At 66.8% G+C, this 25768-nt stretch carries 20 protein-coding genes and 1 riboswitch; of the genes, 15 read left to right on the forward strand and 5 right to left on the reverse strand.

The genetic code is table 11. The annotated features are described in order from the left end of the window. The first annotated feature begins 98 nt into the window (after positions 1–98). Positions 99–992 carry a protease HtpX gene (gene htpX, locus ABIE04_RS11340; protein ID WP_354550108.1) on the forward strand — a complete coding sequence of 298 codons (894 nt, stop codon included), beginning with the start codon at positions 99–101 and terminating at the stop codon, positions 990–992. A gap of 77 nt (positions 993–1069) precedes the next feature. After that, positions 1070–2941 carry a molecular chaperone HtpG gene (gene htpG / locus ABIE04_RS11345; RefSeq protein WP_354550110.1) on the forward strand — a complete coding sequence of 624 codons (1872 nt, stop codon included), beginning with the start codon at positions 1070–1072 and terminating at the stop codon, positions 2939–2941. A gap of 67 nt (positions 2942–3008) precedes the next feature. Here htpG and ABIE04_RS11350 read toward each other — a convergent pair whose 3' ends face one another. Beyond that, a complete protein-coding gene (locus ABIE04_RS11350; protein ID WP_354550112.1) occupies positions 3009–3578 on the reverse strand; it encodes a hypothetical protein in 570 nt (189 codons plus the stop codon). Positions 3579–3814: 236 nt separating this feature from the next. Between ABIE04_RS11350 and ABIE04_RS11355 the strand changes: the two genes are divergently transcribed. The 7 genes from ABIE04_RS11355 to ABIE04_RS11385 all read left to right on the forward strand — a co-directional run bounded on the left by ABIE04_RS11355 (position 3815) and on the right by ABIE04_RS11385 (position 14130). Beyond that, positions 3815–4438, forward strand: a complete 624-nt coding sequence (locus tag ABIE04_RS11355) for a phosphatase PAP2 family protein (RefSeq protein ID WP_354550114.1) — start codon at positions 3815–3817, stop codon at positions 4436–4438. A 344-nt stretch (positions 4439–4782) separates the two neighbouring features. Further along, positions 4783–7110 carry a TonB-dependent receptor gene (locus ABIE04_RS11360; protein ID WP_354550116.1) on the forward strand — a complete coding sequence of 776 codons (2328 nt, stop codon included), beginning with the start codon at positions 4783–4785 and terminating at the stop codon, positions 7108–7110. A gap of 37 nt (positions 7111–7147) precedes the next feature. Next, positions 7148–9172 (forward strand): serine hydrolase, encoded by a 2025-nt coding sequence (locus ABIE04_RS11365; RefSeq protein ID WP_354550118.1) that lies wholly within the window; start codon positions 7148–7150, stop codon positions 9170–9172. 48 nt (positions 9173–9220) lie between these two features. After that, positions 9221–10219: a dipeptide epimerase gene (locus tag ABIE04_RS11370; RefSeq protein WP_354550120.1), complete on the forward strand. Its 999-nt coding sequence runs from the start codon at positions 9221–9223 to the stop codon at positions 10217–10219. Between the two features lie 48 nt (positions 10220–10267). Continuing rightward, positions 10268–11578 carry a peptide MFS transporter gene (locus tag ABIE04_RS11375; RefSeq protein WP_354550122.1) on the forward strand — a complete coding sequence of 437 codons (1311 nt, stop codon included), beginning with the start codon at positions 10268–10270 and terminating at the stop codon, positions 11576–11578. A 4-nt stretch (positions 11579–11582) separates the two neighbouring features. Continuing rightward, positions 11583–12500, forward strand: coding sequence for a MurR/RpiR family transcriptional regulator (locus tag ABIE04_RS11380; protein WP_354550124.1), 918 nt, complete (start codon positions 11583–11585; stop codon positions 12498–12500). A gap of 31 nt (positions 12501–12531) precedes the next feature. Next, positions 12532–14130 carry a serine hydrolase gene (locus ABIE04_RS11385; RefSeq protein WP_354550126.1) on the forward strand — a complete coding sequence of 533 codons (1599 nt, stop codon included), beginning with the start codon at positions 12532–12534 and terminating at the stop codon, positions 14128–14130. 10 nt (positions 14131–14140) lie between these two features. Here ABIE04_RS11385 and ABIE04_RS11390 read toward each other — a convergent pair whose 3' ends face one another. Further along, positions 14141–14752, reverse strand: a complete 612-nt coding sequence (locus tag ABIE04_RS11390; RefSeq protein ID WP_354550128.1) for a DUF4124 domain-containing protein — start codon at positions 14750–14752, stop codon at positions 14141–14143. 322 nt (positions 14753–15074) lie between these two features. Here ABIE04_RS11390 and ABIE04_RS11395 point away from each other — a divergent pair, with 322 nt between their 5' ends. From ABIE04_RS11395 to ABIE04_RS11410, 4 genes are all read left to right on the forward strand, one after another. Beyond that, positions 15075–17288, forward strand: a complete 2214-nt coding sequence (locus ABIE04_RS11395; RefSeq protein ID WP_354550130.1) for a toll/interleukin-1 receptor domain-containing protein — start codon at positions 15075–15077, stop codon at positions 17286–17288. Between the two features lie 80 nt (positions 17289–17368). Beyond that, positions 17369–17767 carry a hypothetical protein gene (locus tag ABIE04_RS11400; protein WP_354550132.1) on the forward strand — a complete coding sequence of 133 codons (399 nt, stop codon included), beginning with the start codon at positions 17369–17371 and terminating at the stop codon, positions 17765–17767. Between the two features lie 135 nt (positions 17768–17902). Next, positions 17903–18061, forward strand: coding sequence for a hypothetical protein (locus ABIE04_RS11405; RefSeq protein WP_354550134.1), 159 nt, complete (start codon positions 17903–17905; stop codon positions 18059–18061). A 138-nt stretch (positions 18062–18199) separates the two neighbouring features. Continuing rightward, positions 18200–19891: a hypothetical protein gene (locus ABIE04_RS11410; RefSeq protein ID WP_354550136.1), complete on the forward strand. Its 1692-nt coding sequence runs from the start codon at positions 18200–18202 to the stop codon at positions 19889–19891. Between the two features lie 66 nt (positions 19892–19957). Here the strand turns inward: ABIE04_RS11410 and pnuC are convergent, their stop codons facing one another. The 3 genes from pnuC to ABIE04_RS11425 all read right to left on the reverse strand — a co-directional run bounded on the left by pnuC (position 19958) and on the right by ABIE04_RS11425 (position 24049). After that, positions 19958–20545, reverse strand: coding sequence for a nicotinamide riboside transporter PnuC (pnuC, locus tag ABIE04_RS11415; RefSeq protein WP_354550138.1), 588 nt, complete (start codon positions 20543–20545; stop codon positions 19958–19960). A gap of 1 nt (position 20546) precedes the next feature. Next, the gene (locus ABIE04_RS11420) at positions 20547–22730 is read right to left on the reverse strand and encodes a TonB-dependent siderophore receptor (RefSeq protein WP_354550140.1); all 2184 of its coding nucleotides are present in this window, start codon (positions 22728–22730) and stop codon (positions 20547–20549) included. A gap of 54 nt (positions 22731–22784) precedes the next feature. After that, positions 22785–22880, reverse strand: a riboswitch (TPP riboswitch). A 32-nt stretch (positions 22881–22912) separates the two neighbouring features. Continuing rightward, on the reverse strand, positions 22913–24049 hold the full coding sequence (locus ABIE04_RS11425; protein ID WP_354550142.1) for a phosphotransferase enzyme family protein: 1137 nt from the start codon (positions 24047–24049) through the stop codon (positions 22913–22915). Between the two features lie 144 nt (positions 24050–24193). On the opposite strand from ABIE04_RS11425, the gene ABIE04_RS11430 reads away from it, so the two are divergent. Together ABIE04_RS11430 and ABIE04_RS11435 are read left to right on the forward strand one after the other, a co-directional pair. Continuing rightward, positions 24194–25087 (forward strand): AEC family transporter, encoded by an 894-nt coding sequence (locus ABIE04_RS11430; RefSeq protein ID WP_354551439.1) that lies wholly within the window; start codon positions 24194–24196, stop codon positions 25085–25087. A 71-nt stretch (positions 25088–25158) separates the two neighbouring features. Further along, complete coding sequence (locus tag ABIE04_RS11435) at positions 25159–25749, forward strand: response regulator (RefSeq protein ID WP_354550144.1); 591 nt, start codon at positions 25159–25161, stop codon at positions 25747–25749. Positions 25750–25768 lie beyond the last annotated feature (19 nt).

Consider the following 25768-nt stretch of genomic DNA (forward strand, 5'->3'; position numbering starts at 1 on the left):
CTTAGATGCCGTGCCGAACCCTTGAAAGCACCGGCCGCCGCCCCGAATTTTCAATCCACCCCAGTCCCCTTCATGACTGCCACGATAGAGAGACAGCCATGCGTCGCATCGCATTATTCATTGGTACCAACCTTGCCGTCCTGCTCCTGCTGAGCATCGTCTGCCACCTGTTCGGCATCGACCAGATGGCCGCTGCCCGCGGCTACGGCAGCATGGGCGGCCTGCTGGCCTACGCTGCCGTGTTCGGCATGGGCGGCGCGTTCATTTCGCTGGCGATGTCCAAGACGATCGCCAAATGGTCCACCGGCGCGCGGGTGATCGAGCAGCCGCAGAACGAGACCGAGCGCTGGCTGGTCGACACCGTGCGCCGCCACGCGCAGGCCGCCGGCATCGGCATGCCCGAGGTGGCGATCTACGACGCGCCGGAGATGAACGCGTTCGCCACCGGCATGACGAAGAACAGCTCGCTGGTGGCGGTCAGCTCCGGCCTGCTGCAGCAGATGAACCGCGAGCAGGCCGGCGCCGTGCTCGGCCACGAGATCGGCCACGTCGCGAACGGCGACATGGTCACCCTGACCCTGATCCAGGGCGTGCTGAACACGCTGGTGATCCTGGCCGCCCGCATCGTGGGCCGGCTGGTCGACAGCTGGATGTCGGGCGGCCGCGACAGTCGTGAAGGCGGCACCGGCATCGGCTATTTCGTGGTGGTGATGGTGCTGCAGCTGGTGTTCGGCCTGTTCGCCTCGATCATCGTGGCTGCGTTCTCGCGCTGGCGCGAGTTCCGCGCCGACGCGGCGGGCGCGCAGTTCGCCGGCCGTGGTGCGATGATCTCCGCGCTGCAGCGGCTGCAGGCCAATCACGGCGAGAGCACGCTGCCGCAGACGATCGCCGCGTTCGGCATCTCCGGTCCGCTGGCCGAGGGTTTCAAGCGGCTGTTCATGAGCCATCCGCCGCTGGAGGAGCGCATCGCCGCGCTGCAGAGCGGCGCCTGACCTCCGCTTTGCTCCCTCCCCCTGAGCAGGGGGGATGTCCATTTCCTATAGTCAATGCAACAACGGAACATCCACGCATGAACGCACCCGCCGAAACCCGCAAGTTCGAAGCCGAAGTCGCCCAGGTACTGCACCTGGTCACCCACTCGCTGTACTCGCACAAGGAAATCTTCCTGCGCGAGCTGATCTCCAACGCCTCCGACGCCTGCGACAAGCTGCGCTTCGAGTCGATCGCCAAGCCGGAACTTTCCGCCGGCGACAGCGAGCTGCGCATCGACGTGAGCTGGGATCCGGACGCGCGCACCGTCACCGTGCGCGACAACGGCATCGGCATGAATCGCGACGAGATCGTGGCCAACATCGGCACCATCGCCAGCTCCGGCACGCGCCGCTTCCTGGAGGCGATGTCGGGCGAGCAGAAGGCCGACGCGCGCCTGATCGGCCAGTTCGGCGTGGGCTTCTATTCCGCCTTCGTGGTCGCCGACAAGGTCACCGTGCTGAGCCGACGCGCCGACGCGCCGGCGGGCGAGGGCGTGAAGTGGGAGAGCGACGGCAAGGGCGAGTACTCGCTGGAACCGGTCGAGCTGGCCGAGCGCGGCACCGCCGTGATCCTGCACCTCAAGGCCGACGAGGACGAGTTCCTCAGCCGCTGGCAGCTGCGCGCGCTGATCACCCGCTACTCCGACCACGTGGCATTCCCGATCCGCATGCCGGTCGAGAAGGACGGCAAGCCCACCGACGAGTTCGAAACCATCAACGCCGCCTCGGCGCTGTGGACCAAGCCGAAGTCGGACATCAGCGACGCGGACTACCAGAGCTTCTACAAGTCGCTCGGCCACGACTTCAACGATGCGCTGGCGTGGACGCACAACCGCGTCGAAGGCAGCCAGAGCTTCACCACCTTGCTGTACATCCCCTCGCAGCCGCCGTTCGACCTGATGATGGGCGGCCGCGACGAGCGCAAGGGCCTGAAGCTCTACATCAAGCGTGTCTTCATCATGGACGCGGCCGAGGAACTGCTGCCGAACTACCTGCGTTTCGTGCGCGGCGTGGTCGACGCCGACGACCTGCCGCTCAACGTCAGCCGCGAAATCCTGCAGCACAACCGCCAGCTCGAGCGCATCAAGGCCGCCTGCGTCAAGCGCGTGCTCGACCTGATCGAGAAGCTGGCCAAGGACGAGCCGGAGAAATTCGCCACCTTCTACAAGGCGTTCGGCAACACGCTCAAGGAAGGCATCAGCGAAGACGCCAACAACCGCGAGCGCATCGCCAAGTTGCTGCGCTTCGCCTCCACCAAGGGTGACGGTACCAACCAGACTACCTCGCTGGACGATTACATCGGTCGCATGGCGGTGGGCCAGGATGCCATCTGGTACATAACCGCCGACAGCTACGCCGCCGCCTTCGGCAGCCCGCAGTTGGAAGCGTTTAAGGCCAAGGGCATCGAAGTTCTGCTGATGTCCGACCGCATCGACGAGTGGATGATCGGCAGCTTGAGCGAGTACGACGGCAAGAAGCTCAAGAGCGTCGCCAAGGGCGACGTGCCGCTGGACGAGGCCGACAAGAAGAAGCAGGAAGAAGCGACGAAAGAAGCCGAGCCGCTGCTGAAGAAACTGAAGGACCTGCTCGGCGACCGCGTGGGCGAGGTAAAGGTGTCAGCCCGTCTGACCGACTCGCCGTCGTGCCTCGCGCTCAACGACTACGAAATGGCCCCGCATCTCGCTCGCCTGCTGCGCGAAGCGGGACAGGAGATGCCCGAGAGCAAGCCGACGCTGGAGATCAATCCGCAGCACGCGCTGTTGAAGCGCGTCGAGGCGGAATCCGATGAAGCGAAGGCGAAGGATCTGGCCACCCTGCTGCTGGAGCAGGCGGAGATTGCGGCGGGCGCACAGTTGCCGGATCCATCGGCGTTTGTGCAGCGGATGAATCGGGTGTTGCTGGGGGCGTAAGCCATCCCTCCAAGACAAAAGGCCCGTCGTTGGCGGCGGGCCTTTTCATGTCATTCCCTGGCAGGTGTCAGTGGCCGTGCCCGGGCGCGCGTGCAGGTGCGGGGCTGGGTGCGCTGCGGGTGGCGTTGCGGATGAGCGGAGTCGGTGCGGACCGGTAGTTCATGGGGTTCGAGGACTGGTTCATTCTCCGGCCGTCGTTGAATGGGATCCGCGCCCCGCGGTTGATGGAATCCCTGCTTGCCAGCGCCAGCCGATGACCGTCGATATGGACCCAGTACCAAGAACCCGACGGCACCGGCGAGCTTGATACGAAGGCAAACTGGGCGTCGTAGCTGCCCTCGGTGCGAGGCGTCGTGCGCAGGACCAGGTTGGCGACGAACTGGCTGGACACGGGGCGCCCGTGATCGGTCGCCGGCTTGACGATCATTTCATCCAGGTTCTGCAGCAGCAGCCGGCGCAGTCGCGGCGAGAGTTCCATCGCCGGCGAGGCGTCGGTGACCTTGCCGTGGGCGTTCACCTGCACCAGCACCGGCATGACCTTGGGCCTGAATTCGTTGAGCGAGCCCGAGGACGCCAGAGCCGCGCTTGCCGCGACCGACAGCATTCCGAAAAGCAGGGTGGTTTGGAACCGTTTCATGGTGACCTCCTTGGAGCATCACGGAATCGCGTTGCGCGACGTCCCGCATTGAGCCATCTGTACCGTGTTCCGACTGTCCTCGCAGGGCGATGCCGCGTCAATAGGGCCATGATTTCGTCCGGCAAGCCGCCAGTTCATCCCTCTCCGGGAGGACGTCCCCTAAGCGTGCTGAAAGCCGGGCCGCGTAGCTTGCGGGTAAGGAAGACAGGCGATGCCTGCCATGTGGGAGCCGCGAGATGCCTGCATTGCGATTCTGGCTGTGCGTCGCCGCCATCCTGATTTCAGGCGTCGCCCATGCGGGAGGCGGTCCGTTCGGGATCGACCACCGCGTCCACTACGCCGACAGCGGCATCTGGAAACGCACCAACCAGGATGTGTTGATCTACGGCACGATCACCACGGTCGTCGGCGGCGCCCTGGTTTTCGGCGACAACGACCAGTTGGGCGACACGTTCTGGCGCTCGGTGGATGCCATGGTGATCACCAGCGTCGGTGCCGAGGCGATGAAATACACGTTCCAGCGCGAGCGGCCTTCGCAGACCGACAACCCCGATCGCTTCTTCAGCGGCAGTCATGCGGAGAGCTTTCCCAGCGGGGAAGTGGCGGCGATATCGGCGGCGGTCACGCCGTTCATCGTCACCTACGGCCGCGACCACCCGGCCGTGTATGCGCTGGCCCTGCTGCCAGCCTACGACGCGGTGGCCCGGGTGAAGACGCACGGCCACTGGCAGAGCGACGTGCTGGTCGGTGCCGCGCTCGGTACCGGGGTCGGCCTGTGGGCGGCGCACCGGGATTCGCCGCTGATCGTCAGCTGGCTGCCCGGCGGCTTCCGGATCGGTTTCATCCACCGGTTCAAGTGAAGAGTGGGAAGCCGGACGCCACTGGGGCTTTGAAAGTTTCTGGGGCGTGGCATTCGGGCGAAGAGCCGTTCGCGAGTCGACGAGGCGCTTGAGCAGTTCGATGGCGCTGGCGAGTTGCGCCCGTTCCTGCCAGAGGGGAAGCCAAACTTCATAGATGAGCGATGACCGCAAGCCGTTCGACGGTGCGCCGGCGGACCGCATGCCGGCCTTCTTGCTGATGCGCCGGTGGTCAGCGAACGCATGGTGTACCGTTGTGATATCAAAATATCATTGACACAATAATGTTAATCAGATAACACTGCGATCGTGGGCTGTCCACACGACCATCCCGGGGGGAGAACGTCATGGAGCTTCGCCATCTGCAGTACGGCCGCCGCTGCATCTGCATCGCCATTGGCATGTCCTTGCTGGGGTCGTTTGGTGTCACGGCACAACCACTGGACCCGGCTGGCCCGGATGACGCGGCGCGAGTGGCCGCCAGCGATGGATCGGGCAACCCGGCTGCCGCGGACGCGGAGCAGCAAGCGGGACCTGCCTCCAGCAGCACGGCGCCGACCAACCTGGGCACCGTCGTGGTCACCGCCAACAAGCGCAGCGAGCGCCTGCAGGAGGTGCCGATGGCGGTATCGGCGCTGCAAGGCCTGCAGCTCGAACGCGAAAGCGCGGTCGGCTTTGCCGACTACGCCACGCGGGTGCCCGGCCTCAACCTGATTTCGAACGGCCAGGGCTGGACCCAACTGGTGCTGCGCGGCATCACCTCGGGCAGCGGCCAGGGCAACGCGACGGTGGGCACGTACATCGACGATGCGCCGTACGGATCGAGCACGATATATGCCGCCGGCGGCGTGCTCACGCCGGACATCGATCCCGACGACCTGCAGCGCATCGAAGTGCTGCGTGGTCCCCAGGGCACGCTGTACGGTTCGAACACGCTGGGCGGTCTGGTGAAGTTCGTCACCACGCCGCCGGACAGCTCGGTGGCTTCGGCCCGCGTGGGCGCCGGTTTCAGCAGCGTGTCCGGTGGCGACAGCGGATTCAGCAGCCGCGCCATGGTCAACCTGCCGCTGGTGAAAGACCAGCTCGGCCTGCGCGTCAACGCCTACCAGCGCAACGATCCGGGCTACGTCGACAACAGCAACACCGGCCAGTCCGACGTCAACGGCGCCAAGGTGAGCGGTGTACGCGCCCAGGTGTTGTGGACGCCCAGCGACAGCGTGTCGCTGAAATTGTCCGCGCTGGCGCAGAACCTCTCCAGCGATGGCCTGGCGAACGTCGGCGTCGACGTGGACCGCGACACCCTGCAGCCGCTGCACGGCGACCTGCAGCAGGACCGCGCCGCCAGCACGGGAATGTTCAAGGTGAAGTACCGGATGTACGACGCCTCGCTGAACGCCGACCTGGGCTGGGCGCGCTTCATTTCGTCGAGCACCTACAGCACGGAGGCGATGCACTCGGACGTCGACTATACGCAGGCCTACGGGCCGCTCCTGAACCCGCTGTTCGGCCTGGCCAACGGCGGCTACGCGCTGGACAACACCATCACGCTGGGCAAGTTCACCCAGGAACTGCGCCTGCAGTCGCCCGAGACGCAGACGCTGGAATGGCGCGCCGGCGTGTTCTACACGCGTGAGCACAGCCACAACTTCCAGCACATGGCGAGCTTCGACGCGAGCACCGGCGAGCCGATCGCGCTGCCGCAGCTGGCGGACATCGGTGTGGGGCCGGCGATCTTTACCGAGTGGGCCGCCTACGGCGACGTGACCTGGCACGCGACATCGCAGCTGAGCGTGCTGGTGGGCGCGCGGTACACGAAGGACCGCACGGCGTACACGCAGACCGGCGACGGCCTGCTGGTCGGGCCGACCAACTTCACCATCCGCGGCTCGGACAGCCCGACCACCTTCCTGTTCAATCCCAGCTACAAATTCAGCGACGACATGATGGCGTACGTGCGTGTCGCCTCGGGCTTCCGTCCGGGCGGCCCGAACGTGGGCGTACCGCCGGGCCTGGGCGCACCGCTGACCTTCGGTCCCGACAAGCTGGTGAGCTATGAGCTGGGCTTCAAGTCGACCGTGCTCGATCGGCGCATGACGTTCGACGTGGCGGCGTTCTACATCGACTGGAGCCAGATCCAGTTGACCGTCAGCGCCGGAGGCTTCGGCTTCCTCGGCAATGGCGGCAAGGCGAAGAGCCAGGGCCTCGAAGCGGCATGGCAGTTCGCGCCCGTACGCGGCCTGATGCTGTCGGCCAATGCCAGCTGGACCGACGCGAAACTGGCCGCGGATACGCAAGCGGGATTGTTCGGCTACAAGGGCGATCGCCTGCCGTACGTGCCGAAGTGGAATGCGAGCGTGGGCGTGGACTACGACTTTCCGCTGGCTTCGGGGTGGTCAGGCTTCGTCGGCGGCAGCTACCGCTTCATCGGTTCGCGCGTCTCCGATTTCCGCGCGGTGCCGGGGCCACGCCGGGAGGTTCCCAGCTACGACGGCATCGACCTGCGCGCCGGCGTCAACTACGCCAACTGGACGTTCAAGGCTTACGTCAAGAACCTGACCAACGAACGCGGCATCACGGCGATCGCTGCGCAAACCACCGACCCGAACGCGAATCCGTTCAGTGCCGCTTATGTGGCGCCACGCACCGTCGGCATTTCGGCGAGCGTGGATTTCTGAGCATGTCCTTCCAACGAACCCTTGCCGGAGTGCGTCCATGAACCGCTATGCGAAATCCATCGCGGCGTTCGCCATCACCTGTGTCGCTGGCTTTGCGATGGCGCAAGTGCCGCCCGTAGCGAATCCCGCATCCGCCAGTTCGGCGGTGCTTCCGCCATCACCGGCGCCCACTGGCGCCGTGATGACCGCAGCCACGTCGCCGGGCACGCCGCACGTGATGACAGCGGACGACTTGTCGACCTTCCTCGACGGCATGGTGCCGTACATGATCCAGCGCGGCGACATCGCCGGCGGCGTGATCTCGGTGGTCAAGGACGGCAAGCTGCTGTTCGCCCGCGGCTACGGTTACGCCGACCTGGAGAAGCGCACGCCGGTGTCGCCCGAGACCACGCTGTTCCGGCCTGGCTCGACGTCCAAGCTGTTCACCTGGACGGCGGTGATGCAGCAGGTGGAGCAGGGCAAGCTGGACCTGGACCATGACGTCAACGACTACCTCGACTTCAAGATCCCGCCGCGCGATGGCAAGCCGGTCACCCTGCGCCAGCTGATGACGCATACCGCGGGCTTCGAGGACACCGCCAGGGGCCTGCTGCCGAGGAAGCCCGAGGACGTTAACCTCGAGCGCTACCTGAAGACGCACATCCCCGCGCGCATCTTTGCGCCGGGTGAGATCGTGGCGTACTCCAACTACGGCTGCGGCCTGGCCGGCTACATCGTGCAGCGCGTGTCCGGCGAAGGCTTTGACGACTACGTGCAGAAGCACATCTTCGAGCCCTTGGGCATGCATCATTCGAGCTTCGCGATGCCGCTGCCGCCGCCGTTGGCGCCGCTGATGGCCAAGGGCTACAAGAGCGCCTCCGACGGCAAGCCGCAGCCGTTCGAGCTGGTCGACCCGGCGCCGGCCGGCGCGATGAGCAGCAGCGCGACGGACATGGCGAACTTCATGATCGCCCAGCTGCAGGGCGGCCGCTTCGGCGACACGCGGATCCTGCAGCAGGCCACCGCCGAGCTGATGCACAGCCCGCAGCACACCGCCGCACCCGGGCTGGCCGGCTTCGATCTCGGTTTCTACCAGGAAGACCGCAACGGTCAGCGGATCATCGGCCATGGCGGGGACACCATCGTGTTCCACAGCGACCTGCACCTGCTGCTGGATGCAAACGTCGGCATCTTCATGTCGTTCAACAGCGCCGGTGACGCGGGCAGTGCGCACGTGATCCGCAAGGCGATCTTCCAGGCCTTCCTCGACCGCTATTTCCCGCAGGCGGCGCCGACGCCGGCGACGGTGGCCACCGCGAAGGCCGATGCCGCGCGCGTGGCCGGCTGGTACCAGGCCAGCCGGCGCAATGACAGCGCGTTGCGCATGCTGTACCTGTTCGGCCAGGTGCACGTGTCCGCAAAACCCGATGGCACGCTGAGCGTGTCGATGCTCAACGACTACGCGGGCAAGCCGCTGCAATGGCATGAAACCGGCCCGCTGCACTACAGCGAGGTGAACGGCAAGTCGCAGCTGGCATTCGTCGCCGACGCGCAGGGCGGCATCCGCTACTGGGCCAGCGATGCCGAAGTGCCGGTGTTCGTGTTCCAGCGCGTTTCGGCAGCGAAGAGCATGGGCGTGGTCGGCCCGCTGATGGGGTTGTCGATCGTGGTGCTGCTGGCGACGCTGCTGACCTGGTTCGTCGGCTGGTGGGTGCGCAGGCATTACGGCCGGACGCTGGCGTTGAGCGATCGCCAACGCCGCACGCGACTGCTGTCGCGGTTCGGTGTGCTGGCGTTGGTGATCGTGGTGGTCGGCTGGCTGTCGTTCATCGGCATCACGTCGGCCGACGAAAGCCTGTTGTTGGATGGCTCGGGCACGGGCTGGCTGTACCTGCTCCATGTGCTCGGCGTGGTGGGGCTGCTGGGTGCGCTGGCGGTGGTGGTGCATGCCGTGCGCGCGTGGATGGCTCCGCGGTGCGGCCGCTGGGTGCGTGCCGGCGAAACCCTGCTGGCGTTGGCGGCGATCTACCTGGCGTGGTTCATCGTCGCGTTCGGGCTGGTCAGCTTCAACGTGCGGTTCTGACGGGCAACACCCGTCCAGCGCATCGGCACGGACCAACAAGGAGAGATCATGAAGTTGCACACGCGGCTCGAGAAATGGGCATTGAAGGTGCCGTTCCATATCACCGGCTATACCTTCGACGTATTCGATGCGCTGGTGGTCAGCCTGCACGAAGGTGGCCACGTCGGCCGGGGCGAGGCGCTGGGCGTCTATTACCACGACGACACGCCGGTCTCGATGCAGGCGCAGGTCGAGGCGCTGCGCGAGCGGATCGAGGCCGGCGTGACCCGGCAGCAGTTGCTGCAACTGCTGCCTGCCGGCGGCGCGCGCAACGCGATCGATTGTGCGTTGTGGGACCTGGAGGCCAAGCGCGCCGGCCGGCCCGTGTGGATGCTGGCGGGGCTGGATGCGCCGCGGCCGTTGCTGACCACGTTCACCGTCGGCGCGGCCGAGCCGGCGACGATGGCCGAGGCGGCACGCAGCTTTCCCGCCGCGCGCGCGCTCAAGCTCAAGCTCACCGACGACGGGCTCAATGCGGATCGCGTGCGCGCGGTGCGCGCGGCGTGCCCGGACGCGTGGATCATGGTCGATGCCAACCAGGGCTTCACCCGTGAATCGTTTGCGCACCTGCTGCCGGCGCTGGTGGACGCTGGAATCGCCGTGGTGGAGCAACCGTTTCCGATCGGCAGCGAAGCCTGGCTCGACGGGCTGGACAGCCCGATCATGATCGCTGCCGACGAGAGTGTGCAGGATCACCACGACCTGCCGTCGCTGGTCGGCCGCGTCGGCATGATCAACATCAAGCTGGACAAGTGCGGCGGCCTCACCGAGGCGCTGGCCATGGCCGAGCAGGCGCGCGGGCTCGGTTTCGAACTGATGGTCGGCAACATGTCCGGTTCGTCGCTGGCGATGGCGCCGGCTTTCGTGCTGGGGCAGTTGTGCAAGGTGGTGGATCTGGACGGCCCGGTATTCCTGCGCGGCGATCCGCAGCCGTCGGCGACCTATGAGGACGGCCGGATCTGGTGCGACGATGCGGTATGGGGTGGCCCGCAGGCCGCCGCTGCCTAGTGGCGACGGCAACGACAGGGGAGCGACATCGCGCACATGTCTGACCGCATGATTCCAGCACGCGACAAGAACTGGTTCGGCCATCCGCGCGGCCTGAGCGTGCTGTTCCTCACCGAAATGTGGGAGATGTTTTCCTTCTTCGGCATGCGCGCGCTGCTGGTCTATTACATGACCAAGCACCTGGACCTGGGGCAGGAGTACGCCTCGCTGGTCTACGGCGCCTATGCGGCCTTCGTGTATTTCACGCCGGTGTTCGGCGGCATGGTGGCCGACCGCTGGCTGGGCAAGCGCAACGCGGTGATGATCGGCGGCACGACGATGGCGTTGGGCCACTTCATGATGGCGTCCGAGCCGTTGTTCTATCCGGCGCTGGTCACGATCGCGCTGGGCAACGGCCTGTTCCTGCCCAGCCTGGCCAGCCAGATCGAAGGCCTGTATCGCGATGGCGATCCGCGCAGCAAGAGTGCGTACAACATCTACTACGTGGGCGTGAACCTGGGTGCGTTCCTGGCGCCGCTGGTATGCGGCACGCTGGGCGAAAGTTTCGGCTGGCACTGGGGCTTTGCCGCCGCGGGTTTCGGCATGCTGTTGTCGCTGGTGATCTACTTGGCCGGCGCCCGTTATCTGCCCGCCGAACCAGCGCGCGGCGGCGCGGCGCGCGCGGTCCGGCCGCCGCTCGATCGCGCCGCGCGCGACCGCTTCGCGTTGCTGATCGGCATCGCCGCGATCGTCGTGATTTTCCGCGGTGCGTACGAACAGGTCGGCAACACCATCGCGCTGTGGGCCGACAGCGGCGTGGACCGCGAAATTGCGGCCGGCTGGACGATACCGATGACCTGGTTCCAGGCGCTGGACTCGCTGATCGTGTTCGCCTTCACGCCGTTGCTGGTGGCGCGTTGGGCGCGGCTGGCGAAACGCGGCGTGGAAACGCCGTGGCTGGGCAAGATGGCCTTCGGTGCGGCGATCGTCGGGGCGTCTTATCTGATGCTTGCGTTGGTCGCGGCCTGGTGTGACGCGCATGGCACGCGCGCGAGCTGGATCTGGCTGGTCGGCTGGTTCGTGTTGATGACCACCGGCGAGCTTTACATCCTGCCGGTGGGCCTTGGCCTGTTTGGACGCATGGCGCCGGAGGGTTTTCGCGCCACCAGCATCGCCACCTGGTTCTTCGCCGGCTTCTTCGGCAACCTGCTGGCCGGCGCGCTGGGCACGCTGTGGAGCCAGCTCAGCCACGCCTGGTTCTTCGCCCTGATTGCGGCGGTCGCCGCCGTGTCGGCCACGCTGTTGTATATGCTGGGCCGTCGCCTGGGCGACGTGGAAAGTCATGGAGCGGCGGGCGCCGCCATGGCAATGGCCAGATAAGCGGATGACGATGACCAAGGACCTGCAGAAAAAACTGAAAAGCCGGTGGGACACGTTCACCACCTCCGAGCAGAAGATCGCCAGCTACCTGCTGCACAACATCAGCGGCATACCGTTCGAGACGGCAGCGTCGCTGGGCAAGCGGGTCGGCGTGAGCGCGATGACGGTGGGACGGTTTCTGCGCAACCTCGGCTATGCCGGCGTCGGCGACCTGAAGGAGGAGCTGCGCGGCGATGCGCCATGGATGCAGCTGTACAAGATCGCCGAGCCGTCCGCCAATGCCGACTACGTCAGCGAGAGCCTGCAGGCGGAGATTCGCAGCCTGAACGATGTCTACGCATTGGCGCGCACCGAGGAATGGGCGCCCATCGTGAAGATGCTGGTGGCGGCCGATCGCGTGTCGGTGGCCAGCTTCCAGCACGGATCGTTCCTCGGGCTGGGCCTCGCCGCCTCGCTGCAGCACGTGCGGCCGCGCGTTTCGTTCGAATCGGGCGCCGATGGTTCCTATACCGGCATGCTGCTGGATTCGACCGAAAAAAGCTGCGTGGTGCTGATCGACATACGCCGCTATTCGCGCCATTTCCGCCTGCTGGCCGAGGAGGTGGTGGAGCGTGGCATCCCGCTGCTGATCATCACCGACACGCAGTGCTATTGGGCGCGCCAGCTGACCCCGCACGTGCTGATGATCCCGGTGCAGACGGGCCGTGCGTGGCACAGCTTCGGCACGCTTACCAGCCTGTTCAGCCTGTTGATCAACGCGGTGATCCGCGAGACGGGCGACATACTCGGGCGCGTCGGCGACATCACCGAGTTGCGGCAGAAATTCATCGGCTACGACGGACCGTCGCTGTCCGCGGGTGGCGGAAGCAAGCCGGGCAAGGCCAAGGACGGCGGCGGAAAGAAGCCGGCAAAGCGGCGCTGACGACGGCGGCATCATCGAACGAGGAAACGCCATGACCTGCAAGTTCGCACGGCTGTCACTGCGCCGGCTCCTGGTACCGTTTATGGCAGGCGCATTGGCTGTCATCGCTGCACCGGCATGGGCCGCCGCGCCGCAGGACCTGGACGCCTTCGCCGCGCGGGCGATGAAGGCGTTCGACACGCCGGGCATGGCGGTGGCGATCGTCGAGGACGGGCAGGCCGCCACCCACGTCTACGGCATCAGGAAACTCGGTGCGCCCGAACGCGTCGACGCGCACACCGTCTTCCCGATCGGCTCCAACACCAAGGCCTTCACCGCGGCGGCGCTGGCGATCCTGGTCGACCAGGGCAAATTGCACTGGGACGACCTGGTGGTCGACAAGCTGCCCGGGTTCCGCATGTACGACGCGTACACGTCGCAGCACATGACGATCACTGACCTGCTGGTGCACCGCAGTGGACTTGGCCTGGGCCAGGGCGACCTGATGTTCCTGCCCTCGACCACCCGTTCGCGCGCCGAGCTGGTGCACGCGATCCGGCATCTGAAGCCGGCCACCGGTTTCCGCAGCGGCTTCGCCTACGACAACGTGCTGTACAGCGTCGCCGGCGAACTGGTCGAGGCGGTGTCGGGCGAGCGCTGGGAGGATTTCGTGCAACGGCACATGCTGTCGCCCATGGGCATGCGCGATACCCTGACCAGCCTCGATGTGCAGGGACCGGACAGCGTGTCGCTGCACGGCAAGATCTCCGGGCCGGTGCGCGGCATGGGGCCGCCGTCGGTGCTTGGCACCGTATTGTCGGGCGATGTCTGCGCCCCGGCTGGCGCGTTGCGGGTCAGCGCCGACGACATGACGCACTGGCTGCGCGTGCAGTTGGCGCATGGCGCGCTCGATGGCGACAAGCGCCTGTTCAGCGAAGCGGCATCGCAGGCGTTATGGACGCCGCAGACCCTGGTGCCGATCGATGCGCCACCGGCTCCGCTGGCGTTGACCCGGCCGGCCTACCAGGCTTATGCGCTGGGCCTGTTCGTGCGCGATTACCGCGGCCATCGGATCGTCATGCATACCGGCGGTGTGCTGGGCGCGTATTCGGTGGTGGCGATCCTTCCGGAGCGGCACGTCGCGTTCGCGATCATGCTCAATGCAGAGGACGCCGGCACCCTGATGGCGACGTTCTACCACCTGCTCGACCACTACCTCGGACTGCCGCCCACCGACTGGATCGGCAACTACCGGCAGGTGGACGAGCTCGGCATCGCCGCGGCGCTGAAGGCGATCCAGGCGCGGCAGGCGAAGACCCATCCCGAACGCGGCCCGTCACTGCCACCGGCAGGTTATGCGGGCGTGTTCAGCGACCCCTGGTACGGCACGGCCACGATCAGCCGCGGCAAGGACGGCATGCGCCTCAGCATGGATCGCACGCCAGGCATGCAGGGTGCGCTGGAGCATGTGCAATACGACACCTTCCGCACGCACTGGAGCAAGCCCGGCCTGGAGGATGCCTACGTCACCTTCGCATTGCGCCCCGACGGCAGCGTCGACCACATGACGATGCAGGCGATCTCGCCGCTGGCCGACTTCAGCTACGACTACCAGGACCTTTACTTCACCCCGGTGGCGGAAAAACGCTAGGTTGAGCCCTTCAACACTGGGTCCGGCCGCCGGCCAGCTGCTTGCACGGGTGAAATATCGGTTTGTCCGATACCGGTGGGGTGTGGTGGCCGCTGTCATGGCGGCGATGGGGATACGGATACGGTGCACCGCCCCAATAGACCGGACCGTTGTAGATCGGCTGGGTCAGCTGTTCCTGGTATTCGTCGTTCTGCTGCCGCAGCGCGTCGTTCTCGGCCTGTAGTCGCTCGCGCTCGGCGTCCTGGTCGGCGAGCGCCTGCTGCTGGGCTTCCTGGGCGCGTTGTTCGGCGTCGTAAGCCTCGTCGGCCCGACGCCGGGCCTCCTCGTCCGCCGCCTGCTGGCGGGCATCCAGGCGCTGCTGGTAGAGCGTTTCGAGGTGGCGTGAATCCGCATAGCGTTTCGCCAGGTCGTCCTGGCCCAGGCGCAGGTAGCGGTCGATGACTTCGGTGTCGTCGGCCCGGTGCAGCAGCTCGCCGCTGCCGTTCGGGCAGGGGTGATCGGTGTAGGCGACCTGTCCGCCCTGCGTGCATTTGTAGATGTTCTGCGCGCCGGCCGTTCCCGCCGCGGCCAGCAGCAGGACGGCAGCCGAGAAGCAAATTCCTCCCACTGGCAGGCTTTTCATGGTGGCCACATTCTGCACCCGGCCGCTGTCGCCATGCACCAGGTGCCCGGAACGGAAAGCCAGAGAGCGTGTAGCCCGGGCGGTTTGACCAGCGGAATGCGGTGGTTTGAGTGCCGGCGCCGGAGGGCGGTTACGCTGTTCCAAGCCTCGAAATTGCCTCTAAACCTCAAAAAATGTGAACTGCATCACATTTCTGGTGCTATTGTCCCGCGTCACGGGTGCCTGCTGGCGTGTCCTGACTGGCCGGCGTCCGGGGGCCAGGTCGAGTGGATGGGGACTTCCCGGCAAGGGAATGTGTCACCTCGTGCGGGAGCAATGCGTCATGACGCAAGCTTCCGCGGTGCCGGCATTCCGGTACCGCGCCTTCATCAGCTACAGCCACCGGGACAAGGCCTGGGCGGGCTGGCTGCATCGGGCGCTGGAAACCTACGCGGTTCCGAAGCGCCTGGTCGGCCAGACGACAGCGTTCGGCGAGATCCCCGGCCGCCTTGCGCCGATCTTCCGCGATCGCGACGAGCTGGCCAGTGCCACCGATCTCGGCCGCAAGGTCAACGAGGCATTGGCGCAATCGGCCAACCTGCTGGTGATCTGCTCGCCGAACTCGGCGACTTCGCACTGGGTCAACGAGGAGGTGCTGGCGTTCAAGCGGCTCGGCCGCAGTGAGCGCATCTTCTGCCTGATCGTCGATGGCGAACCCGGCGCCAGCGAGCTGCCCGGCTGCGCCGCCGAGGAATGTTTCGCGCCGGCGCTGCGCCACCAACTCGGCGCCGACGGTGCGTTGAGCCACGAGCGCACCGAGCCGATCGCCGCCGACGCGCGCGCAGGCAAGGACGGCAAGGCCAACGCCAAGCTGAAGCTGATCGCCGGCATGCTGGACCTCGGCTTCGATGCGCTGAAGCGGCGCGAACTGCAGCGACGCGCCCGGCGCATGGCGGCGCTGGCCATGCTGGCGCTGATCGTGATGGCGGCGACCACCACCCTGGCGATCACCGCCATGATCGCCCGCCACGCCGCGGTGGTCGCCAGCCAGGCCGCCGAGCGCCGGCAGAAGCAGGCGGAGGGCCTGGTCAATTTCATGCTGGGCGATCTCAACGACAAGCTGGCGCAGGTGCAGCGTCTGGACATCATGGAGGCGGTGGATGATCACGCGATGAACTATTTCCAGTCGCTGCCGAGTACCGACGTCACCGACGAGGCGCTCGTGCAGCGCGCCAAGGCGCTGGAGAAGATCGGCATCGTACGGCTGGACCAGGGCCATCTGCCGGCGGCGATGGAGTCGTTTCGGGCGGCCTCGAAGCTCGCGGCCACGCTGGCGGAGGCGGCTCCCGCAGACGCCTCGCGGCAGCACGCCTATGCAAGAGTATTGACCTTCGTCGGCATGACCCACTGGTATCAGGGACAGCTGGATGCGGCGCAACGGAGTTTTGTGTCGGCGCAAACCGTTCTGCAGCGTGTCGGGTCGAATGTCGCGGATAACCTGCCCTTGCAGTACGAACTGGCCATGCTGGACAACAACATCGGCCATGTGCTTGAAGCGCGCGGTCAGTTGGACGAGGCAGCCGGCCACTACCGCAGGGCGCTGGTGTTGTCGCGGAAACTGGTGGCTGCCAAACCCGGCAACACCGAGTGGGCGTTGGAATTGGGCGGCGCGCACAACAATCTCGGCAAGCTGGCATTGATGCGCGGCGACCTTGCAACAGCTGTCGCCGAATACGCCGCCGACGACACGATCGAAACCGCGCTCTCCGCGCACGACCCAAGGGACAACGACCAGCGCGAGAGCATGCTTACGGTTCGCGCCATTCTGGGGCGCACGCTGGCCCTGACCGGCGACATCGAAGCGGGCATGCGCGATCTGCAACAGGCGGTCGACATCGCCGGGCAACTGACGAAGGTCGATCCGGGCAATACCAGCTTCCAGGAGCATCTGGCGCTGTATTCCTCGCAGTTGGGCCGGCTGCGGCGCTTGAGCGGCGATCTGCCCGCGGCTCAGACGCTGACTGCGCAGTCGCTGGCCATTTTCCTTGCCTTGACGAAACAGGATCCGGCGAACGTCGGCAGGCAGCGCGAGTTCGCCGAGGCGCAGCTTGAGCAGGCTGCGCAATTGCAGGCGTCCGGCCAGACCGACGCAGCGCGCAGGCAGGCGCAGGCTGCACTGGCGATCCTCGCCCCCTTGTTCGTCAAGCAGCCCGACGACCGCGCCACCCTGCTGGCGATGGCGGGAGCGCAGCTTTTGCTCGCGGCGGTATCCGATGGGGCGCGGGCCACTCGGCAACTGCGCAGCGATGCCTTGAACGCGATGCAGGCGGTGAAAAGCGGCGATGACGATCCGCGTCTGCTGGCGTTGCAGGTCGAGGCGCTGCTGGTGCTGCGCATGAAAGCCGAGGCGCAGGCCGTGATCCGGCAACTGTGGAGCAGCGGCTACCGCGATGCGGCGCTGCTGGCCGTGCTGCGACGCGAGCGGATCGATTATCCGGTCAATACGGCATTCCAGCAGAAACTGCTGGCGGCAACCGACACCAACGCTCGCCGGTAAGGCCGGGCGCAACGAACAGGGGATGGGCAACACCGGCAAGCGCGGTATCGGATCAAACCCTCATTACCAAGGAATCCATCATGCCGAACAATCTCAATGTCAAGCTCGACACGAGCACAACCCCGCCGTATCTCGATATCGATCAGAGTAACGGTGCGAACCACGTCAGCCGTAGTCCCAACGCGCAAACCATCACCTGGCAGCTGACCGGCAATGCGGCCTCGGGATCGTTCAATACGCAAAGCGATCCGGAACCTGGTTTCGCCTGGGTCGGCACGCCGCCACCTGCCGGCATCTTCGGCTCCCCCGTGCTGCAGGCAAACGGCAACCAGCTGACGATGAGCGACCTCAACAACAGCGCCAGCACGGCAGGCGACTGGATCTATCAGCTGAGCGCCACCATCGGCGGTGTGGTCTACCAGTCCAACAAGACATCCCTCACGCAGACCAATACGAACCCGTCGATAAAAAACAACTAATTCCCGAAGAGCCCGACAGGCTCCAGGCCCGGACACCGTGACCTGGAGCCTTGGAAAATTCGGGCAACGGGCGTCAAGGCACGGATGCCGGCACGGAGCACCAACGTCATCGCTTCAACTACCTTGGAGACCGACATGCCAAAGACCAGCCATGAAAGTCAGGACGCTCCGGCCGCGCCGCTGCCCACTGACGACGAGAATGTCCTGGCGAATAGCGACGCCGAGCAGGAATCCGCGCTGGTGAGCACGCCCGCGCCGGACACCGCCACTCGTCCGTCGATCAAGAATAATTAGGGTGCGCCGCGGTCCAGGCATTCACCAGGGCTCATGCGGCTTCGTGAGGAGGCTGCCGGCAGCGGCCTCCTGTGGGGTTCCGTGGGCCTGCGGAATCGTGCGCGGTCCATCGTGCGTAGCCTTCAGCGGGAAGCCGTCATGACTCCCCTGGTCATCGGCGTCACCAGCCATCGCAATATTCCCGCCGACGAAATCGAGCCGATCCGGCAACGCGTGCGGGATTTCCTGGCGCAACTGCGGCGCGATTTCCCCGCGCTGCCGCTGGTGGTGCTGTCGGCGTTGGCCGAGGGCGGCGACCAGTTGGTGGCGTACGAGGCGCTCGCCGTGAGCGCGCGCCTGGTCGCGCCGTTGCCGTTACCGCAGGAACTGTACGTGGACGACTTTGCCGACCCAGCGGTGCGCGCCAGTTTCGACGCGCTGTGCGCTCGGGCCGAGGTCGTGCCGCTGCCGTTGCCGAAGGGGCAGTCGTTGCTTGATCTCGGCACGCCAGGCCTCGCGCGCGATCGTCAATACGCCAAGGCCGGCGTCTATATCGCCAGCCACTGCCACATCCTGCTGGCGATCTGGGACGGCAAGGTATCGGGCCGGCTCGGCGGCACCGCGCAGATCGTGAAATACCATCTGAGCGGTACCCTGCCGGGCCTGATCGACCGGCGCCGGGATACGCGCCACGTGCTGGGCGGCGGCGACGAAAGCCTGCTCCTCCACATCGTCTGTTCGCGCGACGGGCCCGACGGCGCGCCGGCTGCCGGACTGCTGCCCTTGCAGGTGCTGTGGCGTACCGCCGACACGGCTTCCGCCGCCGATAGCATGCCGGCGGATTTCAGGCTGATGTTCGCGCGCATGGTCGAGTTCAATCGCGAGTGCGACAAATACGCCGACGAGATCATGGCCGCCGCGCCGGCGCGGCCGGTCGCCGAAACGCGCCACACCGCGGCCATCGACCGGCTGTTCCATGCCGCCGACTGGCTGGCGATGCATTTCCAGCGGCGGGTACTGCTGGCCATGCGCCTGACTTACACGCTGGCGGCCTTGATGGGCATCGCCTTCACGTTCTATGCGCACATGCCCGCGCAGAACTTCCTGATCTACCTGTTCCTGGTCCTGTTCGCCAGCGGCGGCGCGGTGGCGGCGCTGGCCCGGTATCGCGGCTGGCACCGCAAGTATCTGGATTACCGCGCGCTGGCGGAGGGCTTGCGGATCCAGTCGTACTGGCGGCGGGCGGGCATCTCGGCGAATGCCGACCACGAATTCGCGCATGACAACTTCCTGCAGAGGCAGAACATCGAACTGGGCTGGATCCGCAACGTCATGCGCGCCGCCGGCCTCGACGTGGTGACCGCTCCGACGGCGTCCCCGCCGACCGCACTGGCGGACGTCATTGCGGAATGGGTGGGGGAATCGGGGAAGTCCGGGCAGCTTCATTACTACGAGCGCAAGACCATCGAGCGCACCGGCCTGCACCACGTGACCGAAGCGATCGGCTCGCTCAGCCTGTGGGGCGGCGTGGCGATCAGCGTGTTCCTTGCCATATTCGTGCTCAAGCTGTCGCAGGAAACCAAGACCACCCTGGTGATGATCATGGCGGTGCTGTCGATCATGGCCGCCGTGCGCGAGGCTTACGCCTACCGCAAGGCCGACAAGGAATTGATCAGGCAGTACCGTTTCATGCAGCGCATCTTCGCCAGCGCACGCACGGCATTGGACCGCACGCACGATCCCGTGCTGCAGCGGCAGATCCTGCTTTCGCTCGGCGACGCCGCACTCACCGAACACGCCGAATGGACGCTGATGCAGCGCGAACGCCAGGTGGAGCACAGCAAGCTCTGATCGTTCCGGCTTGTCGGGCGCCGAGTGGAGGCTTCCGGGGAGCGATGTCCGGTGCCGCCACGAGCTTCAATGAGGTGAGATGGGGAGAGGCGGCGTGGGTGCCTTGTCCACGCGCTGCCATGCGCGCAGGCCGATCACCGCCAGCAGCACGAAGCCCGCGTACAGCACCGAGGTGATCAGCAGGTGCTTGTAGACGTATTCGCCCACGTAGATCACGTCCACCACGATCCACAGCCACCACGCGGCGACGTGCCGCTTCGCTTGCCACCACTGCGCGACCAGGCTGAAGGCGGTCAGCGCCGCATCCAGCCAGGGCAGGGCGGCGTCGGTTCGGTAGTGCATGAACGCGCCCAGCGCCAGCGCGCCGAGGCTGCCGAGCGCCAGGTGCACGATCGCCTGCCGCCGTGGCAGTGCGGCCACTTCCACGCGGCCGTCCTCGCCCATGTGCTGCAGCCAGCGGTACCAGCCGTAGCCGATCAGCAGCGCGAACGCCAGCTGCAGCAGCGCGTCGGAGTAGAGCTTCGCGTCGACGAACACCCACGCGTAGACCAGCACCGAGATCAGCCCCACCGGCCAGCACCACGGACGCCGGCGGGTGGTGAGCCAGACGGCCCAGGCGCTGACCAGCGCGGCGATGAGTTCGACCCAGGTCATGTCAGAACGCGACGGTCAAGGAGAGCCGGGCCAGCCGCGGCGCGCCCGGGAACAGGTAGCTGTCGCCGCCGGAGCTGCCGGTGTCGCGCCAGTAGAAGCGGTTGAACACGTTGTCGACACTGAGCCGCCAGGTCAGCGCATGACCGTTCCACTGGTTGGCGTAACGCAGGCCGGCGTCGAACACGTTGTAGGCCGGCACGCGGGTCAAACCGTTCGGCGTGGCCACGTTGGGGCTGGCGTAGCGCCAGCCGCCGAGCAGGCCGAGCCGGGGCGCGAACGGCAGGCGGTAGTCGACATACAACGCGCTGCGCAGGCGCGGCACGTTGACCACCTGGTGGCCTTCGTAGGCCGGCGCGCCGGTGTCCTCGGCACGCGCCTGGATCAGGTTGAGGCTGGCGGTGAGGCGCAGGTTGTCGGTGACTTGTCCGGCCGCGTTGAGTTCCAGTCCGCTGTGCACCTCGTTGCCCTGCTGCACGAAGGTGAAGCCTTCGGCGGTGCTGTCCGGCCGGGCGAACTGGTACGGTTGGCGGAGGCGGTACAGCGCGGCCGAAAGGCTCAGTGCGTCGCTCCAGGCGTACTTCACGCCGGCTTCGGCCTGGCGCGCCAGCAGCGGGGCCAGCGTGGTGCCGCCGTTCGAGGTCCAGTACGGCGCCTCGTTGCCCAGCGACAGGCTTTCGCTGTAGCTGACGTAGGTGGTCAGTTGCGTGGTGGGCTGCCACAGCACGGCCGCCTGCGGCAGCGCCTTGCCGAGGCGGGTGTCGCGTTCGGGTGCGCCGGTGTCGTCATAGGCGCGCTCGTGCAGGCGCACGAAGCGGCCGCCGAGCAGCACCTGCCACTGCGGCCCGAGATGCACGCGGTCCAGCGCGAACACCGAATGCTGCCAACTGGTCAGCCGGCGTGCCGACGCGCCGGGCTGGTTCGGCGACGGCGCGAAATAGGGCGGATCGACTTCGTCGATATTGGCGGTGCCGACGTAGTCGTAAACGTAGGGGCGGCGGTCGATGGTGCGACGGAACGCGCTGGCGCCGAGGCTGACTTCGTGGTTGAGCGGGCCGGTGTCGAACGAGCCCTTCAATACGGCACGTGCCTCGTCGTTGACGCGGGTGTCGTCGGGGCTGCGGTAGTCGTAGACGTCGTAGTCGCCGTTCGGCGCGAAGAACCAGCCGGGCGTGGCGCCGCTGGCGCAGTCGGGCGAGTAGAAGCAGCCGTAGGCGAACGCCACGTTGTCGTCGATCACGACATGGCTGTGGCCGGCCGACAGTTGCGCGCTCCAGCGGTCGTTGAAGCGGTAGTCGAAGCGCAGCGTGTTGTTGCTGGCGTCGATGCCCACCGGCCGCTGCCATGGTTCGAAGCCGAGCATGCGGGTGCGGCTGGGGTGCGCCGGAATCATGCTGCCGCCGAGCAGCTGGTAGCCGGAGACCGAGCGCTGCCCGCTGGTCTGGTAGTTGGTGTCCAGCCGCAGCGTGGCGTTCGAGCCGATCTTCCAGTCGGCGGCCAGCGAGAGGAACGTGCGGCGGCCATCGGCGTGCCGGACGTAGGAGTTCATGTCCTCGTGGGCGGCATTCACGCGCACGCCGAAGCTGGGTGAGAGCCAGGCGCCCACGTCCATCGCGAGGTAACGCGAGCCGTGCGAGTCGGTGCCGACGGTGGCGCTGCGCGCGTCGGCCGGGCGCTTGCTGACGTAGTTGATCAGCCCGCCCGGCGCGACCACGCCCGCTTCGAGGCCACCGAGGCCCTTGAGGATTTCCACGCGCTCTTTGTCTTCCAGCGGCTGCAGCTGTTCGCCGGCCATGCTCATTTCGTTGAACCGGAAGCCGGTGGCCGGATCCAGCGCATAACCGCGGATGGCGATGTCCTGGTAGTAGCCGACCGGCGCGTAGCTGTCGCCGAGTGCGGCGTCGGCACGCGCCAGCTCGCTGAGCGTGCGCGGCTGGCGGTCGTCGATCTGGTCGCGGGTGATCACCGTGATCGCGGCGGGCGTGTCCTGCAACGGTGCATTGCCGAAGCTGCCGAAGGTGTCCAGTTGCGAATTGTCGGCGTGGTAGCCCTTGGTGGTGTCGGCTTCCACGTGCACCGGCGCCAGCCGCGTGGTCTGCGGTTCGCTGGTGGTGTCGCCGGCATGGACGGGCGCCATGGCCGAGAGCAGGGCGAGGATCAGGGGAGTGCGGGAGAGAGGCATCGTCATCGTCGTCGTCGGTGGGTACGGACGAAGCGACGGCGACCCGGCTGTCGCGAGGACATGCCGGATCTGCAAGCTCCCTACGCCGGTACTAACCGGGTCAGGTTCCAAGGGACTCTCTCAGCCCGGCAACGCCGGGCACCCCCGCTTCAAGAACGCCTATTGAACCACGAATTGCCGCGCGATGGTCAGCCGGGTTCGCGGATGGCCTGCAGCATGGCCTGGCCGGCCGGTGTATGGAACCACGCGGCGTGGCCGCGCAGGAAGGTGTCGTAGGCCACGTCGGCGTTCGCGCGCGAATGCGTGATGGCGTGGAAGTACTCCACCTCGGACAGCGCGAAATCCACATGCACCAGCGGCAGCAGGTCCGCCAGCAGGCGCAGGTCGGCCGCCTGCAGCGGACGTTGCCGACGGTAGCCTTCGATCAGCGCGCGGGCGACGTCGGGATGGGCGGCGTCGATGCCGCTGTCGAGCGCCAGCCAGGCGATGGCGTTGCGTTCGATCGCGGTGGCGAGGTCGAACAGCGCAAAGTTGGCGGCGGCGAGGCCGAAATCGAGCACGGCGCTGATCCGCGCGTCGCTGCCGCCGTCGCTCCAGCACAGGTTGGAAACGTGCCAGTCGCCATGCGTCCATAGCCGCGCCTGCTGCGCCAGCCGCGGCTGGGCGGCGGCGTGCCAGGGAGCGAGCAGTTCGGTGAAGTCGAGTTGCCAGTCGCGACCGCGCAGGTAGTCGGCCAAACCGGGCCGCTGCGGCAGTTGCGCGCGCAGCGCGGCGACGGGATCGCGCGCAGCGATCAGCTCGCTGCGCGCGACCAGGATATGGGTGTCGCGCTGGGACGCGCGGTAGTCCGCGGCCGCGTCGTGCAACGCAGCCAGCATGCGGCCGGCGCTGAGCGCGTGCGCGTGGTTCGGCAGCGGTTCCCACGAGATCGCCTCGCGATACAGGTCGATGCCGGCGGCGCGCTCGTGCACCTCGTAGATCCAGTCGCCTATCGCTACCGCGGTCTGTTCCCGCGCATCGCGCAGCACCGCCGGGATCGGCATGCCGTGGTCGCGCAGGTGCGTGATGAAGCGATGTTCCTCGGTGAGCGTGGCGGCCGAGCGCACGCTGCAGTGATGGCGCTTGACGAAGACGGTGGCGTGCTCCGTCTCGACCAGGCACGCCGCCGACAGCGGGCGCGGGCTGTGCCAGCCGAGGCGGATCGGCGCGCCGAGCGCCGGGTAGCCGCGCAGCAGCGTCTCGACCTCGCCGGCGGTCAGCGGCGGCCAGTCCGGCGGCGTGTTGTCACCGGCCAGCCCGTGGGCGAGGTGGAGCGGGTCGTTCATGGGATGGCGCGGTATCCGCAGGCAGGACAGGCCGTGGATTATCCCCGAAAGGACGGGGCATCACGTTCGACCACCATCGGCACGCGACGTGCCATCCCTATAATGCCCAGCTTTCCCCTGCGGTGCCCCCGTTCCATGAGTGCGATGCTGCTGCTGTTCGCCTGCCTGATCCTCGGCACCCTGGTGGCGCGCTACGCGAAACCGCCGGTGGGGATCGTGCAGGGCATCAACTGGTGGGTGCTCAACGTGGCGCTTTCGGCGCTGGTGCTGGAACTGATCCCGAAGGTGAGGTTCGACCCGCAGCTGTGGTTTCCGGTGGCGGCGATGTGGCTCACCTTCGGCGGCGCCTGGCTGCTGTTCGGCCTGCTCGGGCCGCGGCTGGGCTGGTCGCGGCAGCGCACCGGGGCGCTGATCCTGGTGTGCGGCCTGGGCAACACCTCGTTCATGGGTTACCCGCTGATGCAGGCGCTGCACGGCAAGGAAGGCCTGGCGCTGGCGGTGGTGGCCGACCAGTTGGGCTGCTTCCCGGTGCTGGCTTCGGCCGGCATCGTGGTGGCCTCGATCTATTCCGGGCGCAAGCCGCAGTTGGGCCTGATCGCGCGGCGCATCGGCACGTTTCCGCCGTTCATCGCCTTGCTGGTGGGTATCGTGGCCGGCCTGGGCGGCGGCTGGCCCGCACTGCTGGACGGCGTGTTCGGGCCGATCGGCGCCACGCTGACGCCGCTGGCATTGTTTTCGGTGGGCCTGCAGTTCAAGTTCCACCCGGGCCAGCAGCAGCTTGGCGCGGCCAGCGTGGGCCTGGGCTGGAAGCTGCTGCTGGCGCCGCTGGCGTGCTGGGCGATGGGCACGGCGGCCGGCGTAGGTGGACTGGTGCTGACCGTCGGCGTGCTGCAGGCGGCGATGGCGCCGATGGTGTCGGCGACGATCCTGGCCGACGAGTACGATCTGGAACCGACCCTGGCAAATACCGTGCTGGGCGCCGGCATCGTGCTGTCGCTGCTCACCATCCCGCTGGGCAACCTGCTGCTCGGGGCTTAGCGCAGCTTGCGTCCTGCCTGCGCTGCCCCGAGACTAGCGCCGGAATCTCATGGGCAGGGGGAGCTCGTGTCATGGCCGGTTTCGATCTGATCAAGCGCCTGTTCGGCAACGAACACGGCGAGCGCCGTGCGGTGCCCCGCAGCGGCGAACCGAAGGAAGCCTGGGTTCTGGTGGTGGACGACTCGGCTACCATCCGTGCGGTGCTCGGCAAGATGCTGGCGCAGAACGGCCACGTGGTGCTGAAGGCGGCCGACGGCGAAAGCGCGCTGGAAATCGCGCGCACGGAACGCCCCGACCTGATCTTCCTCGACATCGTGATGCCCGGCATGAGCGGTTTCGCCGTGTTGCGCGCGTTGCGCCACGACCTGCTGACACGCGACATCCCGATCGTGATGATTAGCGGCAACCTGCAGGCGACCGAACAGTTCTACGTGCAGCGTTTCGGCGCCGACGATTTCATGAAGAAGCCGTTCGGTCGCAGCGAGGTGTTCGCGCGCATCGAGCACCTCACGCGCCGCGGCCGGCTGGTGGTGCGCCAGCGCACGGCGGAGGAATCGCTGCCCGGCGCGCCCGAACACACCGCCGCCGAACACGCCGCGATCCCGGACATCGCGATGCCGGACCCGCAGGACCTGATCGTGCCACCCACCGGGCAGGCATGACTACCGCGTTCGCGGGGGC

Source organism: Rhodanobacter soli, assembly GCF_040548735.1.
GTDB classification, from domain to species: Bacteria; Pseudomonadota; Gammaproteobacteria; order Xanthomonadales; family Rhodanobacteraceae; genus Rhodanobacter; species Rhodanobacter soli_A.